The sequence below is a fragment of the Pseudomonas sp. HMWF006 genome, from assembly GCF_003061205.1.
Lineage (GTDB): Bacteria > Pseudomonadota > Gammaproteobacteria > Pseudomonadales > Pseudomonadaceae > Aquipseudomonas > Aquipseudomonas monsensis.
The window spans coordinates 1-2924 of the sequence record NZ_QAIU01000466.1 but is presented as its reverse complement, the minus strand read 5'-3'; the positions used below and the strand labels follow the sequence as shown (position 1 = coordinate 2924).

The following is a 2924-nucleotide window of genomic DNA, read 5'->3' as shown; positions in this document are numbered from 1 at the left end:
TTATTCAACCCGCCGGGTTGCGAGGTGTTGGCTTTAAAGGCCGGCCCGCCCAACGCCGGCGGGAGTGGCGCTTCCCGTAATGGCCCCGGCAGGGTTTTGTGCTTTACCGCATCGTTCATTAAAGCTCCCTCGGGTTGATGAAGGGCAATAAGGTGCCGTCCGAACATATGGGTGATGTTCGAGTGGGTGGGTGTAACTTTCTTCTAGGTGTGCGCAGGCCGATAGTTGAACTATCTATTAATAGGCTTGTGCAGGCTTACTGGCTTAGTGTCATCGACTTTTTATGTTCATTAGCCGTTCCCTGGTGTTGTTTTATCTAGGGCCTGCCGAGCCTTCGGCAGCTCCTGCAGATGTTGCGTTCGAAGTTCGTTTTGCAACCGCTGTGCCAAATATTGCTGAAATGTAGAGCGGTTATTTCACCACTGTTACCCATGTCGCATTTATATAAGTTTTATCGGTTGCCCCGTTTTTCTTTAGTGCAGGGTTGTCCACGGCCCCGAATGCCGGGGCTTTTTTAAAGGCGAGTCAGACCGCGCGCAGTATCAGGCCGATTAGCGAGATAGAGCAGCTGAACTCGGGTCCGCCAGGGCGCTTGATGGTGCGCGGCGGACTGATTTGGTGCGGGTCAATGTATTAGCGGGTCACAGGCCGTATTCCTTGTTCTTGTTGATTTGAAATGTATGCTTCAACTATTTGTTAGTTATGGTTGCGAGCGCATTTTTGGTGCAATTAAAAATATTCAAGTTATTGTTCGACAATCCTGCTGTCGAGCATTCATGTAGCGCTTGCGCAATAACTTCATGGGTTATATTTAAAAAATAAATAGTGCCGTGGCGCAGGCGCAATCAATGCCGCCAACGCAGTGCGTGACGCTTGGGTTCAGGTAATAAGGTAAACGTGTGGATGGCCGGAGCTGTTCCGGCTAACTCGGCTTTGCGCCAATGGATACCAACGGGACGTGATGCGGCAATACGTTTGAAGATTCACGCGGTGAACTCCTTGTTGCCAGCTCGGATACACGAACTTTTGGTTCGGTATCGCACCTTACAAGAACGCGGATAGCGTTCGATGATTGCTCTTGGTGCGGGATGGGCACCGCCAGCGCTGTTTTGCGAGGTTTGAATTCGCAAGTCGCGAATGCATGGGAAAACCGTGCCAAAACCGATACACAGACAGATTTTTTCTACACCCACGCTACAGCCATCTACCCTGTGGCAATGGTCTTTTCGGGGGGGATTGGATATGTACCAGCTCTACGGGCACAGAAACTCAGGCGCAGCCGCCATCGAAGCGGCGCTGGAACTGTGCCAGATCGCTTACCGTTTCATTGATATCGAAGCCAGCACCGAAGCCGCCGAGGCGTTGGCCCAGCTCAATCCACTCAAGCAGATACCGACCTTGCAACTGCCTGACGGCAGTGTCATCACCGAGAGCGCGGCGATCCTGATTCATCTGGGCCTGACGTTTCCCAAGTCCGGTTTGCTGCCGGCCCAGGCAGAGGATCGTGATCAGGCGATTCGCGGCCTGGTCTACATCGTCAGCAATTGCTACGCGGCGATCGGTGTCATCGACTACCCCGAGCGCTGGCTGCTGATGCCCGACGAAGCCTCGCGGCAGAACCTGGTGGCTGGCGCACGTGAGCGTTTGCATTGGAGTTGGGAGGTGTTTGCCGACCAGTTTTCCGCCGAGTTGTACCTGGATGACGAAACGCCCGGCGCGCTGGATGTGCTGGCGGCGGTGGTCACACGCTGGGCGGGAAGCCGTGAGCATTTGCGTCAGACGCGACCGGGGTTTTATGCGTGGTTGCAGCGGATTGACCGGCATCCGGTGCTGGCGCCGGTATTCGCCCGGCATTGGCCTTCTTGAACACACCGCAAAACCAAATGCAGGAGTGAGCAGGCTCACTCCTGCAGGGGGCTTCGGGGATTATTCCCCGCGAATGTACTGCTCCAGCTGCCTGATCAGCTCGGCCTGTTCGGCAATGGCTTCCTTGACCAGGTCACCGATCGACAGCAAGCCGATCAGCTTGCCGTTCTCCACCACCGGCAAATGGCGCAGGCGTTTGTCGGACATGATGCCCAGGCAGGTGTCGACGGTTTGATGGGTGTCCACGGTGATCACGTTCGCCACCATGATGTCGCGCACCGGTGTGCCCACCGACGAGCGTCCATGCAGCACCAGTTTGCGCGCGTAATCGCGTTCACTGATGATGCCGACCACTTTGTCGTCTTCGACCACCAGCAGGGCGCCGACGTTTTTCTCGGCCATCTTCATCAGCGCTTCGAGCACCATGTGATCAGGCTTGATCTGATGCACTTCCTGATTTTTCTGATCTTTGAGCTTGAGCAGTTGGGCGACGGTCTTCATGGCGGTTACTCAGGTGTTGTCGTTGTTATTCAAGCATCGTAGACGCAAGCGCGCAGGGCAAGGTGGCAAAGCGGCAGATAGCACGCAAAAAACGTCATATGCGGAAAAAATCCCCATTCAGTGTTGTGAAGTGCAAACCCACAAGGTTCTTCCATGCCAGCGGAGCGTAGAATGCGGCTCTGTTTCAATTCCTGAGGTCGCAGTGGTGGATTTACAGCAGGGTTTCGTCCTGACCCGGCATTGGCGCGATACCCCGGCGGGCACTGAAGTCGAATTCTGGCTGGCAACCGACGCCGGGCCGCGCCGCGTGCGTTTGGCGCCGCAGACGTCGGTGGCGTTTATCCCTGCCGCACAGCGCGAAGCGGCCGAGCGCCTGCTGCACGACGAAAAGCACGTGGAACTGCGCCCGCTGGCTCTGCAGGATTTCGAACATCGCCCGGTGCTCGGCCTGTATTGCCAGCAACACGGCCAGTTGATGCGTCTGGAAAGCGCGCTCAGCCGCGCCGGCGTCGACGTGTTCGAGGCTGACGTGCGCCCGCCGGAACGCTACCTGATGG

Annotated in this window: 2 protein-coding genes and 1 pseudogene; 2 read left to right on the top strand and 1 reads right to left on the bottom strand. The window is 56.3% G+C overall.

Annotated elements, in window-relative coordinates:
* Positions 1-1242: 1242 nt before the first annotated feature.
* Complete coding sequence (locus tag DBR24_RS20395; protein ID WP_128615666.1) at positions 1243-1866, top strand: glutathione S-transferase; 624 nt, start codon at positions 1243-1245, stop codon at positions 1864-1866.
* Between the two features lie 60 nt (positions 1867-1926).
* On the opposite strand, the gene DBR24_RS20390 is transcribed toward DBR24_RS20395, so the two are convergent.
* Positions 1927-2367, bottom strand: a complete 441-nt coding sequence (locus DBR24_RS20390) for a CBS domain-containing protein (RefSeq protein WP_123462262.1) — start codon at positions 2365-2367, stop codon at positions 1927-1929.
* Positions 2368-2569: 202 nt separating this feature from the next.
* Between DBR24_RS20390 and DBR24_RS20385 the strand changes: the two are divergent.
* A pseudogene (locus tag DBR24_RS20385) lies at positions 2570-2924 on the top strand (DNA polymerase II); the annotation flags it as partial.